The organism is Methylovirgula sp., assembly GCF_037200945.1.
GTDB lineage: Bacteria > Pseudomonadota > Alphaproteobacteria > Rhizobiales > Beijerinckiaceae > Methylovirgula.
This window is the reverse complement of record NZ_JBBCGP010000001.1, coordinates 3,541,699-3,556,622: the sequence shown is the minus strand read 5'-3', so window position 1 is coordinate 3,556,622 and position 14,924 is coordinate 3,541,699. Positions and strand designations below refer to the sequence as shown.

Here is a 14,924-nt window from a genome sequence, read left to right as displayed (position 1 = left end):
ATAGTAAAGCTGACTTCCCTCGAAGTCGTACAAGCGTCCGGATACGGAGAATGAGGCGCATACAGTTGTGAAGGCGAGCGACAACCGTAGCACCGCACGAATTCACGATTACCAATGCAACAGAAGACAATGCTCTAAGAAAGTCGTACCGGCCATTCGACTTTTGTCTAATATTGAATTCGCATCTCTCGTTTTGGAACATCGAGACTGGCCTCAAAAATCACGCCACTCCGTTTTAGACGGCGACGGTTTGCGAACCACGGCCGTGTTGCCAGTGCTGCCAACCGTTTTCAACATCGGCCGCGAAGCCTGCGGATTTGGCTTTTTCCCCGCATGAGATTCAGCTTCGCGAATTGCCTCCCGACCCGTCTTGAAACGACCGATCATATGCGCGAGACGTTCGGTCTCTTCCGAAAGCAAGTGCGCTGCTGCGGTCGACTCCTCCACCATTGCAGCGTTCTGCTGGGTGACTTTATCCATTTCGTTAACCGCGATATTGACTTGGTGCAGCCCCGCTGCCTGTTCCTGCGCACTCGTCGCGATATTGCTGACAACCTGGTTGATTTCGATTACCTGCTCGACGATCCGCTGAAGCGCTTTGCCGGTCTCCTCGACCAAATGCACGCCCTGATCGACCTGGGTAGTTGAGGCCGAAATCAATCCTTTGATTTCCTTGGCGGCCTCTGCTGACCGTTGCGCTAACCCGCGCACTTCCATCGCCACGACGGCAAAACCGCGGCCAGCGTCGCCCGCGCGAGCGGCTTCTACGCCGGCGTTCAAGGCGAGAAGGTTCGTTTGGAAGGCGATTTCGTCGATGACGCTGATGATCTGACTAATCTGGTGGGATGATTTCTCGATGCCGGACATAGCGTGCATCGCTTCGCTCACCACGACGCCGGCTTTTTCCGCCTCCATCTTTGCCGCGGAGACGGTGACATGGGCATAGTTTGCGTTCTCAGCAGTCTTTTTGACCGTCGCGGTGATTTCGTCGAGGGCGGCGGCCGTCTCTTCCAGGCTGGCCGCTTGTCTCTCGGTGCGGTGTGACAGGTCGTCGGCGGCGACGGCAATCTGCTCGGTACCCGAGCGAATGGCCTGCGCGTTGGCGCTGACCGCCAACACGGTTTGCTGCAGCTTCTCCATTGAGCTGTTGAAGTCGATGCGCAGTTGCTGGTATTCGACAGGAATGTCGTCCGCCAATCGGCAGGTAAGATCGCCGTCCGAGAGAGAGGACATGGCCTTGCCGACGGAAGCCGACACGTCCTCGCGTTCTTGCGCGAGCACGGCTTCTTCCGCCCTTTTACGCGCGGTTTCGGCCGCTCTGAGATAAGCCGAAATCGCAAAGTCCATGTCGAGCATAGTTGCCTTGATGAGTGCGCCGAGTTCTGCTGCGACCTGTTGGACGGGCATGCGTCGCGATCCGAAACGGTGCTTGGGGAACCGCGCCTCCATAACTTTCGCAACGAGCACCTCGACCACGAGAGCATAGCCGCCGATGTACCAGCGCGGCTCAAGGCCGATCTTTGCGTGAATATCGCCGACGGCCGAGGCGGCTCTGACATAGTCGCCGTCAAACCGGCCGCTTGATATCGCGTCCCAGTGAGCAAGCTGTCTGCTTTTGGCGCTCACAATCTGGGCTTCGTTTGAGAAGAATTTGACCGTTTCGGGGAAGCGGCGCACTTGCGCATAAAACGTATCGAGCGCGCCGGGCAATTCCTGGGTGATGATGGTTTTGACCGACTGAATATTCTTCTGAGCCTCGGCCCCAAGGTTCATGAATTTGAGTTGGTCGGCTAGCACGTCCACTGACATCGCTTGGCTCCAAAAAGGGCAATCCAACCGCCGCGGAATCTTAGAATCTACTGTGTCGTTTCGCGTAACGCGTGCGCTTTTACTGACTAACGAAGATCGGCCGCGTGGCCTGCGAATCACCAAATAAAATAAGATCTACTTTTGGTAAGTTGGTGCGACGGAATGGTCCATGTAAAGTTCACACTTATGCCGTTTTTCAGCAAGGCATCAAAAAATATTTTCAATAATTGATATTTTTATACTTAGATTGGCAACATAGATTGTGAACATATCTTGTGCGTGTTGGGTATGTCACCAAGTATGACCAGCGTTGCCAATTCATATTATCTATGTGCTTATCGTAGCGGCGCAGGTTCCGCCGCTAGAGAGTCGGAATGCTTTATAATGACATTCGCGAACGCGGTCGGCCTTGCGTTGCATGTCCGGCCGGATATCCGCCAGCCTGCTGCGTATTGATTGATCCTCAAGCCGAAGAGTTTGGCCGATTTCAGCAACGCCTCGCGCAAAACTTCGAGATCTTTGAACCTCACCGCAATGTCTATCTGCGCAATGCCAAGTCAGACGATATCTATATTTTGTGCGACGGCTGGGCGTTCACGTTTCTACAAACGGCGGATGGCCGGCGCCAGATCATCTCCTTCCTGGTGGGTGGGGATTTCTCCTCGCCCGGCATATTGTTCGAGGAGACATCGGCCCTGTCGCTGCGAACGCTGACAAAGGCGCTGTTCTGCCGCATGAAACGTGCCGACGTGAGAAAAAAGGTCGTTTCGTCCGACGAGACATTGGATGTCATCGGCAAGATCGGCGCCGCGAACGAGCGGGCGAAGAATGAGCTCCTGCTCGATCTTGGACGCCGCAACGCCGATGAGCGGATTGCGCATTTGATGCTGACCCTGACCGAACGTCTGGATCGTCTGGGCACGGTTCAAGGAGGCACCTATCCTTTTCCGCTACGCCAGCGCGACATGGCCGATGCTACGGGGCTCACGCCGGTTCATGTCGGCCGGACGATCGCCAAATTTCGCGAGTCCGGGCTGATCGAATTGTCCGCGGGGTTCTTGAGAATCCTCAACCGCACCGAACTCCGCCGTATCGGCTGCATCGACTGAAATTGGCAGCGATAGGTTCTAAGAGACGTCTAATCCTGAAGGGCGAGGCGATAGCCGACGCCTGTTTCGGTGAGGATGTGGCGTGGCCGCTCGGGGTCGCGTTCGATTTTCTGCCGCAGCGCGCGGATGTAAATGCGCAGATATTGGACGTCGGCATCGCCACCCCAGACCTCACGCAGGATAAAACGATGCGTCAGGACCTTGCCAGCATGCGCGATCAGTAATCGCAGCACATCATATTCTCGCGGTGAAAATTTCACCTCTTGGCCGCGGACGGTGATGATCCGGCGGACGAGATCGGCGGTCAAATCGCCGTTGCGGAAAATCGCTTTCTCACCTTGCTGCTGGAGGCGGTGACGTTGCGCCGCGCGGATGCGTGCCAGCAATTCGTCGATGCCGAAAGGCTTGGTGACGTAATCGTCCGCACCGAGATCAAGCGCCGCGACTTTCGCGCCCTCTGTCTCGCGGCTCGACAAAACAATGATTGGCAACGTTTCGCCGGCGCCGCGCAATTGGCGGATGATCTCGATTCCATCAATGTCGGGCAGGCCGAGATCGAGGACGACCACATCGGCTGCCTTCGCGCGGATCGCGTCGAGGGCGCTGCGCCCGTCCTTCGCTTCAGAGACGACATAGCCCTGCGTCGCCAGACTTGGCCGCAGAAAGCGTAAGATTGCCGGTTCGTCATCGACGACCAGCACGCGCAGGGGTGCCGAAAGTGTCGTCATGTCATCGCCTCTATATTTGACGGGGGTGGCACAGGAAATTTGAGTGTGAAGATCGCGCCGCTCCGGTCTGTGCGGTTTGCGGCGGTGATTGTGCCGCTCATGGCTTCGACAAAACCGCGGCAGATGGCGAGGCCAAGGCCGGTGCCGGCGCGCTGGTGGTCGCCGCGATGAACGCGATAGAACTTGTTAAAAATCTGCTCATAATCCGCGGGCGGGATACCTTCACCCTCGTCGGTGACCGTAATCAGAACATTGCCGTTCTCGCGGTGCGCACCGAGCGTGATCTTGGTACCGGGCGGTGCGTATTTTGCAGCGTTGTCGAGCAGGTTGAAGAGGACCTGCTCGGTCAGCACGACATCGAGCGAGAGCATCGGCAGCTCCGGCGCGACGGCGATTTCCACTTTATGGTCTTTCAGGATTTTCTGCCCCCGTTGGAGCACGGCGCCGACGAGATCGGAGACATCCACCAGATCGGAATTGGGTTTGAGCGACCCCGACTCGAGCCGCGTCATGTCAAGCAAATTGCCGATGAACCGGTTCAGCCGCTCGCCTTCTTCCTGAATTGTCCGAGCTAGGCTTATCTGTGTCGCGCGGTCGAGTTCGGCGCCGTGGGCGACGAGGCTTGTCGCGGATCCGATGACCGAGGCCAGCGGTGTGCGCAGATCATGCGAGATCGACGTCAGCAGCGCCTGCCGCAGCCGGTCCGTCTCCTCCGCGAGTCGGGCCTTTTCGATATCCGCGGCAAGATGGATGCGCTCGATCGCCAGCGCCGCCTGGTCCGACAGTGAATCGAGCAGACGGCTTTCTTCGGAGCGCAGCAGGGGGCCCGGGCGTTCTGAATCGATGCCAATCACGCCGATGGCACCGCGTCCGGTACGCATGGGAATAAAGAGCCGCTTGGCGCCGGGGAGCGTGTCGGCGCCACGGCCGGCAGCGTGATTCCTCTCGAACGACCATTGCGCGGCTGCGAAATCGGCTTCGTCCAGGCGATCCTCGGGTGGATAGCCGCCCATCGGCTCGAGCTTACCGTTGCGCGGCAAAAGTAAAACGACATTCACTTTCAAAAGCAGCGCGATCTCGTAGACACTCGCCCAGATGATATCGTCGAGCGACGCAGCCCCGGCCAGCTTGCGGCTGAAAAGATAAAGCTCTTCGGTAATGCGGGCCCGCGCCCGCGCCGCGATCGCCTGCGTCCGCAAACGCGCGGCGAGATTGCTGGCGATCACCGCAACAATCGCGAAAGTCGTCAGCGCGACGACATTTTCGGGATCGGCAATCGTAAACGTGTAAAGCGGCGGCAGGAAAAAGAAATTGTAAGCCAGCGCACTGGCCAACGCGGCGACAAGCGATGGGAAGAGTCCGTAGCAGACGGCGCTTGCCAGCACGCCGATGAGGAAAACCAGCGCGACGCTGGAAACGCCGAGCGTCTCGCGCAACAGAAAAGCGAAAGCACCCGCGCCGGCGACGAAGACGAGGCTCTTAAGATAGACGGTCCAATCCCGCGGAGAATCGGGCGCCACAAACGCAAAACGTTGTGTTTTGCCGGCGGCGGAATCCGCTGTCGCGATGTGAATGTTGATGCCGCCGGCGTTCTGGATCAGTTTATTGAGAGTCGAGCCGCGCAGAATGTCGAGCCAGCTTGCACGGCCGGTCCGGGCAACAAGGATGTGCGTGACATTGTGCGTATGGGCATAGTCGAGGATCGTCGTTGCGGCATCCTCGCCGGGAAGGGTGACGGCGGTTCCACCGAGCCGCGTTGCAAGCTGCAAAGTTTCGGCAACCGTCTTGCGTTCTGCTTCGTCGCAACGCAGTTCGCGTGATGTCTCGACGTGCAGAGCCGTCCAGGGCGCGCGCAGATATTCGGCGAAGCGCCGCGCCCGGCGCACCAAAGCGGCGCTGCCGCCGCCGCCGTCAATCGCAACCAGTACGCGCTCGCCAGCCGGCCAAGGCCCGTCGATCGCATGCGATTGCATATAATCGACCATTTGTGCGTCGACACGCTGCGCCGTGCGGCGCAGAGCCAATTCACGCAAAGCCGTCAGATTGCCGCGCGAGAAATAATTCTCGATCGCGCGCGCAGCGCGATCGCCGACATAGACTTTACCCTCGCGCAGTCTGGCGAGAAGATCGTCGGGCGTCAGATCGATGACTTCGATGTCGTCGGCGTGATCGATAATGGAGTCAGGGACTGTCTCGCGCACGCGGGTATGCGTGATACGCGCGACGATATCGTTGAGACTGTCGATATGCTGGATATTGACGGTGGTATAGACATCGATCCCCGCGGCCAGAAATTCCTCGACATCGAGGTAGCGTTTCGGGTGACGGCTTTCGGGCGCGTTCGTATGGGCGAGTTCGTCGACCAGAACCAGCTTGGGATGCCGCACCAGTATGGCGTCGATATCCATTTCCGTCAGGACGCGGCCTTTATAGACGACATTGCGGCGGGGGATGACTTCGAGGCCGGCGACGAGCGTCTCGGTTTCGGCGCGGCCGTGGGTTTCGACGACGCCCACGACCATATCAATACCCTCGCGCCGCTTCGCCTGGGCCGTCAGCAGCATTTCATAAGTTTTGCCGACTCCCGGGGCCGCGCCAAGAAAGATCTTGAGGCGTCCGCGCGTGCCGTTTTCGGCTTCGCGGAGCAGGGCCTCGGGAGATGGCCGTTTGTCGCCTGACGGAATATCCATGTGCGGCGATCATATCCTAATGTTCCGATTCAGACGATTCACTCGCACTGCGTCATTGCGAGGAGCGGAACGACGAAGCAATTCAAGTCTTGTCCTGGATTGCTTCGCTTCGCTCGCAATGACGTAAGCGGTTAGCTTTTTTTCAGCGCGTCGAGGGCGAGGTTCAGGTCGAGAACGTTAACATGCGGCTCGCCAATAATGCCGAAGAGCCGTCCCTCGATATGTGCCGCGACAAGCGTTTTGAGCGCGTCCTCGGTGACGTTGCGGGCTTTGGCAACGCGCGGCACCTGGAAATAGGCCGCCGCCGGCGTGATGTCCGGATCGAGACCGCTGGCCGAAGTCGTGACGAGATCGACCGGCACGGGAGCCGAGGGGTTTTCCTTATGCAGCCGGGCAGCGTCGGCCTGAACGCGCTGGATCAGGGCTTTCGATATCGGCCCGAGATTCGAGCCGGTCGAATTATCGGCAGCGTAGGGCACGGGATCGGATTTCGTCGGATCCTTCGCATCGGGCTCCGTGGTCGCCGAGAGGCGGCCATGGAAATATTTGTCGCTGATGAAATTCTGGCCGATCAGCATCGAACCGATCACTTTGCCGTCCTTTTCGATCAGACTGCCGTTTGCCTGATGCGGGAAGAGAACCTGGGCGATGCCGGTCATGCCGAGCGGGTAGGCGAGGCCAGTGATGATTGTCATCAAGACGATCATCAGGATGGCAGGGCGGATTTGTTTCAACATTGGAAAATCCTCAGACAAGACCAATGGCAGAAACTGCCATGTCGATGAGCTTGATGCCGATGAACGGCACGATGATGCCGCCGAGCCCGTAGATGAGCAGGTTACGGCGCAGGATGTTGGCCGCACCAAGCGGGCGGTACGTGACGCCTCTGAGCGCCAGAGGCACCAGCGCGATGATGATCAGCGCATTGAAGATAATGGCTGAGAGAATCGCGCTCTGCGGATTATGCAGATGCATGATGTTCAGCGCCTGAAGCTGCGGGTAGAAGGCGAGGAACATTGCCGGGATGATGGCGAAATATTTCGCCACGTCGTTGGCGATTGAGAAGGTCGTCAACGCACCGCGCGTCATCAGCAATTGCTTGCCGATCTCGACGATCTCGATCAGCTTGGTCGGATCGCTGTCGAGATCGACCATGTTGCCGGCTTCGCGCGCCGCCATCGTGCCGGTGTTCATCGCCACACCGACATCGGCTTGCGCCAGGGCCGGGGCGTCGTTGGTGCCGTCGCCGCACATTGCGACGAGTTTGCCTTGCGCCTGCTCAGAGCGGATGAGCTTCAGTTTCATTTCCGGCGTCGCCTGAGCGAGGAAGTCATCGACCCCCGCTTCGGCCGCGATCGCCGCCGCGGTGAGCGGATTGTCACCCGTGATCATCACCGTGCGGATACCCATGCGGCGCAATTCCTGGAAGCGCTCCTTGATGCCGCCTTTGATGATGTCCTTGAGGTGGATGACGCCGAGGAGTCGCCCGTCCTTGGCGACGCCGAGGGGTGTCGCGCCCGCTTTGGCGATTTCGTCAGACTTGGCGATAAGTTCGCGAACCGAGACTTCGATGTCCGTGGAGCTTTTGCTACGGGCATAGGCGATCACTGCATCGATCGCGCCTTTGCGGATTGAGCCTTCGCTGCTGTCAATGCCGCTGATGCGTGTTTGCGCCGAAAAGGGAATAAAGGTCGCGTTCAGGCTCGAAAGATCGCGGCCGCGGATGCCCTGCTTTTCCTTGGCGAGAACGACGATCGAACGGCCCTCCGGTGTTTCGTCGGAGAGCGACGCAAGCTGCGACGCGTTGGCAAGATCGGCCTCGCTGACGCCCGCCAAGGGAATGAAGGCGGTCGCCTGACGATTGCCGAGTGTGATCGTGCCAGTCTTGTCGAGCAGCAGCGTATCGACGTCGCCCGCGGCTTCGACCGCGCGGCCGGACATGGCCAGTACTTTGAAGCGCACGAGACGGTCCATGCCGGCAATACCGATCGCCGAGAGCAACGCGCCGATGGTCGTGGGGATCAGCGTTACGAACAAGGCGACGAGAACGAGCACAGTTGTCGAGCCACTGGCGTAAGACGCAAAGCTCGGGATCGTCGCGACGGCGAAGACGAAGATGATCGTCAGGCCGGCGAGCAGGATGTTGAGCGCGATTTCGTTCGGCGTCTTCTGCCGCTCCGCGCCTTCGACCATCGCGATCATGCGATCGAGGAAGGTCGAGCCCTGCGCGGCGGTGATCTTCACCTTGACCCAGTCAGAGATCACCAGCGTGCCGCCGGTGACGGCCGAGCGGTCGCCGCCGCTTTCGCGGATCACCGGCGCCGATTCACCGGTGATCGCCGATTCATCGACCGAGGCGACGCCTTCGACGACATCGCCATCGCTCGGGATCAGATCGCCGGCTTCGACGAGCACGATATCGCCGGGTTTCAGCGAGACGGCCGGCACCGAGCGCCAGGCCGTACCCTTCGCGTCCGGTTCGTCAGCTGCCCGCAGCAGCTTGGCATCCGATTCCGTCTTACTGCGCCGCAGGGTCGCCGCTTGCGCCTTGCCGCGGCCTTCTGCGACCGCTTCAGCGAAATTGGCGAAGAGTACGGTAAACCACAGCCACAGGATGATCTGGAAGGCAAAGCCGTAATGGCCATGCCCCAAGATCACGTCGCGGATGAAGAGCAATGTCACGAGAGCTGCGACCACTTCCACCGTGAACATCACAGGGTTGCGGATCAGCAAACGCGGATTGAGTTTCTTGAACGAGTCGCCGACGGCGGTGAGGAGAATATGCGGGTCGGCCGAACCGGCGACCGGCATTCTCGTGCGAGTGGATTGGTCCATAGCTTGCCTCTTGGCTTAATAGAGAGTGCCGGCGTTCATCGCCAGATGTTCGACGATCGGGCCGAGTGCGACTGCAGGGAAATAAGTCAAACCACCGGTGATCAGGATGACGCCGATGAGCAGGCCGACAAACAGCGCGCCGTCGGTCGGGAAGGTGCCTGCCGACGCTGGCACGATCTTCTTCGTCGCGAGGGAGCCAGCGATTGCCATGATCGGCGCGATCATCAGGAAGCGGCCGATGAACATCGCGAGGCCCAGCGTCGAATTATAGAAGGGCGTATTGGCGGTGAGGCCTGCAAAGGCGCTGCCGTTGTTGCCCGTCGCCGACGTATAGGCGTAGAGGATCTCGCTGAACCCGTGCGGACCTGAGTTCGCCGGACCGGCGAGGCCCGCCGGCAGAACGGTCGCAAGCGCCGTAAAGCCGAGGATCGAGAACGGCAGAATGAGAATGGCGAGCATGGCCATTTTCACTTCCTTCGCGTCGATCTTCTTGCCCATGTATTCCGGCGTGCGGCCGACCATCAGCCCGGCAATGAAGACCGCGAGGATGGCGAAGACCAGCATGCCGTAGAGGCCCGAACCGACACCGCCAAAGATGATCTCGCCCAGCATGATGTTGACCATCGGCACGAGACCGCCGAGCGGCATCAGGCTGTCATGCATCGTGTTGACAGCGCCTTCCGATGCATCGGTTGTCACGGTTGTGAACAACGCCGAATTGGCGATGCCGAACCGGACTTCCTTGCCTTCCATATTGCCGCCGGCCTGCAGCGCCGAAGACGCCTGGTCGACGTGGAGCGCGGCAAAAGCCGGATTGCCGGGTGCTTCGGAATGATAAACGACGGCCACACCGGCAAAATAAAGAATGCCCATGACCGCGAAGATCGCCCAGCCCTGGCGTTGATTGCCGACCATCCGGCCGAAGACATTGGTCAGGGCTGCGCCGATCACGATGATCAGGATCATCTCGATGAAATTGGTCAGCGCGTTCGGGTTTTCGTAAGGATGCGCGGAATTGACATTGAAGAACCCGCCACCGTTGGTGCCGAGCATCTTGATGACTTCTTGCGAGGCGACGGGACCCTGCGCAATGACCTGTTTCGCGCCTTCCAGCGTCGTCACCGCAGCATAGGGATTGAGGTTTTGCGGCATCCCCTGCCAGACGAAGAACAACCCGACGACGATCGAAGCGGGCAGGAGTATGTAGAGCGTGCAACGGGTCATATCGATCCAGAAATTGCCAATCGATTGCGCCGAACGTCGCGCGAAGCCGCGAACCAGAGCGATAGCGAGAGCAATGCCGGTCGCCGCAGAGACGAAATTATGTACCGTCAACCCGGCCATCTGCGTGAGATAGCTCATGGTGGTTTCGGGCACATAAGACTGCCAGTTCGTATTGGTGACGAAGCTTACCGACGTATTGAAGGCGAGACTCTGCTCGACCGCGCTCTGGCCCTGCGGGTTGAAAGGCAAGATACCTTGCAGTCGCTGGATTGCGTAAAGCGCGACAAAACCCGCAGCGCTGAAGAACGCCATCGCGATCGTATAGGTGACCCAATGCTGCTCTTCGGCCTCATTGACGCCGCAGACGGCGTAGATCGCGCGTTCAACTGGCCGAAGGATCGGCGAAAGGAAAGTCCGTTCGCCCGAAAAAACGCGCGTCAAGTAGAAGCCGACCGGCTTCGTCAAGGCGATGATTGCCACCGAATAAAGGGCAATCTGAATCCATCCGTTCACAGTCATAGCAAAAACTCCTAGAAGCGTTCGGGACGGACGAGCGCGTAGACGAGGTAGGCGAGGATGAAGACGACGGCGAGGCCGCCGAGCGCGTAATCGATGATCATGGTCGGCTCACAATCTGTCGCAGACGAAAACGTAAAGGGTGAGGATCAGAAACGCGGCGATGCCGATCGCGAGATAAAGAATGTCAAACATGCGGACGACCTCCGTGGCGCGCGCTAGAAAGAGCCAGCGAATGATCGCAGGACACGATCTGCCGCCTTCGGCTCGTGGTCGTGATGTGGCCCAAGGCGCATAAAGGTTCGAGCGGTCTTCGCGGCGGCGGATATATAAATTTCATATAAATGCGTGGTGTGGCTCCCCCTGGCGGCTTTGATGCAGATCAAAGCCGGGGCGGGATTTGCAGCTACGCTTGGAAAATGTCCTCGTTCCGTGTCCTCGCTGAACGCAACGTACCGCGCTACACGTCTTACCCGACGGCGCCGCATTTTTCCGCCGCGGTTGGGCCTGAGACATATGCGCAATGGCTTGGTGCGCTCGCGCCGGACGCGCGGCTCTCCTTTTATATTCATGTGCCTTATTGTTCGGACATCTGCCTCTATTGCGGGTGTCATACCAAGGCCGTGCATCAGCGCGCGCCAGTCGATTTCTATGCCGAGCGGCTCATCGACGAGATCGCGCGGGTGGCGGAGATCGCGGCTGGGCGACGCGTGACGCATCTGCATTGGGGCGGTGGTACACCGTCGATCCTCGGAGCCTACTGGCTGCGCCAGATCATCCGAATCCTTGCCGCGTCATTCGATCTTTCGGAGATCAAGGAGCACGCGATCGAACTCGATCCACGGCATATTTCGACGGAGTTGGCGCAGACGCTGGCTGAGATAGGCGTCAATCGCGCCAGTCTGGGTGTTCAGGATTTCTCGCCGCATGTGCAAAAGGCGATTGGCCGTCTCCAGCCGTTTGAACAGGTCGCACATGCCGTCGGCCTGTTACACGAGGCCGGGATTTCGAATATCAATATCGATCTGATGTATGGCTTACCGCATCAGAGTGCTGAGGATGTCGACGCGAGCGCGCAACTCGCCGCTTTGCTGTCGCCGCAACGGATCGCACTGTTCGGCTATGCGCATGTACCTTGGCTAAAGGCAAATCAGAAGCGCATCGATGAGGGAGCTCTGCCTGGCGTCGTGGCGCGGCTCGCGCAAGCGCAAAAAGCGGCCGAGACGTTGACAGCTTTCGGCTATGTCGCGGTCGGCTTTGACCATTTCGCGTTGCCCGACGATCCGCTAGCGGTCGCCGCGCGCGAAGGCCGTCTCCACCGCAATTTCCAAGGCTATACGGTCGATAATGCGGAGGCGCTGATCGGACTCGGTGCGTCGGCGATTGGCAAGTTGCCACAAGGTTTTGTGCAGAACGCCGCTGATATGGCGGGCTATATGCGCCGCATCGATGGCGCCAGCTTCGCCACGGCGAAAGGTTTTGCCACCTCGGCCGAAGACCAGCGCCGGGCGATGATCATCGAAAAGCTCATGTGCGGTCTCGCGGCGGACCTCGGCGGACTCGCGGGTGCTTACAGTGCGGAGATGGAATCGTTACGGCCGTTGATACAAGACGGGCTGGTGGAGTTCGACGGCTCGCGGCTCGCGATTACCGAACGCGGCCGCCCGTTCTCGCGGATCGTCGCTGCTGCTTTCGATGCGTATCTGCCAGCAAACGTCGCACGGCATTCCATGGCCGTATAACGACGCGGCCTATTCGCCCGTGGCCGCCATCGGCAGTAGAGCGACATTCGCCAAGTCTTGCTTATTATGCACGGTCAGCCGTTCGCGGGCGAGCGAGATCAAGCCTTCGCGGCGGAGAGTCCCCAAGGTACGGCTTGCATGGGTGATTGTGATGCCGAGCGCATCGGCGATATGCGCAAGGCCAAGCGGAAACGGGACGACATCCCCTTCCGCATATCCACGTCTTTTCAGCTCATGGAAAAGCGAGAGCAAAAGCCAGGCTGTTCGTTCCTGTGAATTGCGCTGGTTGATTTCCGCCAGCCGCGCTTCACCGCCGACGAGACCGGTGGCGCAGACGATCTCGATCCGGCGCGTCGCTTCCCTTGAGACCTGCGCCTGATCGGTGATCTCCTTCAAGGCAAAGGTGCAGAGCTTTGCATCAGTGAGCGCATGAACGGTGTAGGGCAGGCGCGACACGAACAGCAGCGGCAAAAGGATCGGATCGCCGGGCAACAAAAATTCCAGAATCTGTCGTCGGCCATTCGGGAGAACGGTGAAGCGGAAGGCCCAACCTTCACGCAGGATGTGAACCTGCCCACCAACACTCCCTTGATAATAAATCGAGCGGCCTTTGCGGCAGATATGAATGCCGGCGCCGTCGTGCGCGATTGCCATCTGCTTGCCGGACGTTTTGCAGATTTCGAGCATCGGGCATTGCGCGCAAACGCGGAGGAGCCGGGAATCGCCGAAGCCAGTCATGCTACACCGTTACCAAAATCTGCAGGGAGCCAAGCGCTCCGGCGCGCCGGTCGGGGGCTTTAGCGCATCCTGCATTCTGTCATCAATTGAAATCAATGCCGTGCGCTCCCGTTGGTCGCCTCTGCGCCAAGTTTTTCTCTATAGCTACGGCCGGGGAGTAACCTTGCGAAATGTCAAACTCATAAATCAAATATGCGCTGCCACATGTCGCAATGGTCTTGTCGGGCGCGGCGTGGGATTGAGATTTGGCTTCTTCGGAAGCTTTGGAAACGCCAATCCCATAATAGGGCATCAAAGCTCATCAATGACCAAGCGACAGCGATTGATTCTGGGATCGGCGTGCTGCCTAGCTGCCATCCCGCGGGCGGCTAACGCTCATAATCCTTTCGAATTCCAAACACCCGTAACGCCGATCGCGCGGGAAACTCTCTATGTCCATGATCTCTTTCTGACGATCATTGCGGTCCTTTTCTCGGTCGGTTCTGGCTTTCTCCTCTTTTCGATCATCCGCTATCGGCGCAGCCGCGGTCATCAGCCCGCGACGTTCTCGGCGCCGCGGACACCGCTGCAATGGGGGCTTTCCGCTCTTCCGATCCTGACTCTTATTGTCATTGATTATGTCGTCATGGGCATACCCGCCTATCACGCGGTCCTCACGCTTGCGGACACGCGCAACGATGCTGCGCTCGTCATCAAGGTGACGGGCAGCCAATGGCGTTGGCGCTACGACTATCCCGACGCAGGGATTTCCTTCATCAGCAATCTGGCGACGTCGGCCGAGCAGCGCGATAGCGGCGCGCCGACCGATCCGAATTATCTTCTTGAAGTCGATAAACCGCTCGTTCTGCCCGTCGGCAAGAAAGTGCGCGTTCTTCTCACATCGACCGATGTTATCCACGCTTGGTGGATTCCTTCCTTTGGCATCAAGCAGGATGCGGTGCCGGGCTTCCTGCGCGAAACCTGGGTGAAGATCGACCGGCCCGGCATCTATCGCGGCCAATGCGCCGAGCTTTGCGGCGTCGGCCACGGTTTCATGCCCATCGTCGTCGAGGCGAAGGCACAGCCGGATTTCGACAAATGGCTTGCCGATGCGCAGACGGCGGCGGCGCAGGCGGCGGCGGTGACGACGCTGAGCAAAGCCGAGCTTCTCAAGCGCGGCCAGCAGGATTATGCGAATTATTGCGCGATGTGCCATCAGCCGACCGGGCTCGGTATGCCGGGCGCGATTCCGCCAATCGCCGGCAACAAACCGTTCAGCGCCCCGCCGGCCATGACCGATCTGCTGGCGCAGCGCGGCTTCTACAACAGCGGCAAGATCGTCGTCGGCCCTGTGGCGCGCCATATCGATATCGTGCTGAAGGGTATCCCCGGCACGCCCATGCCTGGCTTCGGCACGCAGCTCAGCGATGCTGATGTCGCCGCTCTCGTGACCTATGAGCGCAACAGCTTTGGCAATCAGACCGGCGACGTCGTCCAGCCCTCCGCTGTGAAGGCCGCGCGGGCGAAATAAGACTTGGTGCTTGAGAAGAGGAA

General features: G+C 59.3%; 11 protein-coding genes. 3 read left to right on the top strand and 8 right to left on the bottom strand.

The window, feature by feature from the left end:
* Positions 1–213: 213 nt before the first annotated feature.
* On the bottom strand, positions 214–1,809 hold the full coding sequence (locus WDN02_RS17375) for a methyl-accepting chemotaxis protein (RefSeq protein WP_337294678.1): 1,596 nt from the start codon (positions 1,807–1,809) through the stop codon (positions 214–216).
* Positions 1,810–2,183: 374 nt separating this feature from the next.
* Between WDN02_RS17375 and WDN02_RS17370 the strand changes: the two genes are divergently transcribed.
* Positions 2,184–2,918: a Crp/Fnr family transcriptional regulator gene (locus tag WDN02_RS17370; RefSeq protein WP_337294677.1), complete on the top strand. Its 735-nt coding sequence runs from the start codon at positions 2,184–2,186 to the stop codon at positions 2,916–2,918.
* Positions 2,919–2,947: 29 nt separating this feature from the next.
* Here WDN02_RS17370 and WDN02_RS17365 read toward each other — a convergent pair whose 3' ends face one another.
* From WDN02_RS17365 to WDN02_RS17340, 6 genes are all read right to left on the bottom strand, one after another.
* On the bottom strand, positions 2,948–3,646 hold the full coding sequence (locus WDN02_RS17365; RefSeq protein ID WP_337294676.1) for a response regulator transcription factor: 699 nt from the start codon (positions 3,644–3,646) through the stop codon (positions 2,948–2,950).
* On the bottom strand, positions 3,643–6,336 hold the full coding sequence (locus WDN02_RS17360) for a sensor histidine kinase KdpD (RefSeq protein ID WP_337294675.1): 2,694 nt from the start codon (positions 6,334–6,336) through the stop codon (positions 3,643–3,645). Before WDN02_RS17360 ends, WDN02_RS17365 begins: the two co-directional genes overlap by 4 nt.
* A 131-nt stretch (positions 6,337–6,467) precedes the next feature.
* A complete protein-coding gene (locus tag WDN02_RS17355) occupies positions 6,468–7,073 on the bottom strand; it encodes a K(+)-transporting ATPase subunit C (RefSeq protein WP_337294674.1) in 606 nt (201 codons plus the stop codon).
* Positions 7,074–7,083: 10 nt separating this feature from the next.
* Positions 7,084–9,147 carry a potassium-transporting ATPase subunit KdpB gene (gene kdpB / locus WDN02_RS17350; protein ID WP_337294978.1) on the bottom strand — a complete coding sequence of 688 codons (2,064 nt, stop codon included), beginning with the start codon at positions 9,145–9,147 and terminating at the stop codon, positions 7,084–7,086.
* 39 nt (positions 9,148–9,186) lie between these two features.
* On the bottom strand, positions 9,187–10,914 hold the full coding sequence (kdpA, locus tag WDN02_RS17345) for a potassium-transporting ATPase subunit KdpA (protein WP_337294673.1): 1,728 nt from the start codon (positions 10,912–10,914) through the stop codon (positions 9,187–9,189).
* A gap of 11 nt (positions 10,915–10,925) precedes the next feature.
* On the bottom strand, positions 10,926–11,015 hold the full coding sequence (locus WDN02_RS17340; RefSeq protein WP_337294672.1) for a potassium-transporting ATPase subunit F: 90 nt from the start codon (positions 11,013–11,015) through the stop codon (positions 10,926–10,928).
* A 315-nt stretch (positions 11,016–11,330) separates the two neighbouring features.
* On the opposite strand from WDN02_RS17340, the gene hemN reads away from it, so the two are divergent.
* Positions 11,331–12,653 carry an oxygen-independent coproporphyrinogen III oxidase gene (hemN, locus tag WDN02_RS17335; protein ID WP_337294671.1) on the top strand — a complete coding sequence of 441 codons (1,323 nt, stop codon included), beginning with the start codon at positions 11,331–11,333 and terminating at the stop codon, positions 12,651–12,653.
* Between the two features lie 9 nt (positions 12,654–12,662).
* Here the strand turns inward: hemN and WDN02_RS17330 are convergent, their stop codons facing one another.
* Entirely contained in the window at positions 12,663–13,391 is a 729-nt protein-coding gene (locus WDN02_RS17330; RefSeq protein WP_337294670.1) for a Crp/Fnr family transcriptional regulator, read from the bottom strand.
* A gap of 304 nt (positions 13,392–13,695) precedes the next feature.
* Here WDN02_RS17330 and coxB point away from each other — a divergent pair, with 304 nt between their 5' ends.
* Positions 13,696–14,901 (top strand): cytochrome c oxidase subunit II, encoded by a 1,206-nt coding sequence (coxB, locus tag WDN02_RS17325; RefSeq protein ID WP_337294669.1) that lies wholly within the window; start codon positions 13,696–13,698, stop codon positions 14,899–14,901.
* Positions 14,902–14,924: the final 23 nt, after the last annotated feature.